Origin of the sequence: Micrococcus sp. KRD096 (genome assembly GCF_017168495.1) — a bacterium.
GTDB lineage: Bacteria > Actinomycetota > Actinomycetes > Actinomycetales > Micrococcaceae > Micrococcus > Micrococcus luteus.
Genome location: NZ_JABFAY010000034.1, coordinates 1 through 420, shown reverse-complemented (window position 1 = coordinate 420; position 420 = coordinate 1). Strand labels below are relative to the sequence as shown.

Annotated in this window: 1 protein-coding gene; it reads left to right on the top strand. The window is 51.7% G+C overall.

The window, feature by feature from the left end:
* On the top strand, positions 1–420 hold a 420-nt coding region (locus J1M41_RS11230; protein ID WP_206451766.1), incomplete at both ends, for a glycerophosphodiester phosphodiesterase family protein.

The window sequence follows — 420 nt, the reverse complement described above, 5'->3', positions numbered from 1 at the left end:
ACATTGGACCGGACCACGACCTGTGCCGGTGCCGTTGCTGAAAAAACACTGGCTGAAGTTCAGAAATGTAATCTGGTGATTGAAGGGAACGGTGAGAAAACCAGTGAAGTGGTCCCTACGCTTGAGCAGGTTTTTGAGGCCATACGCGGCCGCGTCCTCATGAATGTCGATATCAAGCTCGGGGTCGAAGAATTGGCCAAGGTCGTTGAAATCGCCGAACAGATGGATGTTGAAGGCCAGATCGTGATCAAGAATGGAACGAGTACACCGGCAGAAGTAAGCGCGGCTCGTGCAACGCTGGACAAAATAAAATCGAAAGTGATTTTCATGCCCATTCTGGACGACCGTAAGCTCGGTGGTCTGGACGGAATCGAAGCGGCCTATAACGCGTTCCAACCTGAGGCCGTGGAAGTTCTTAAC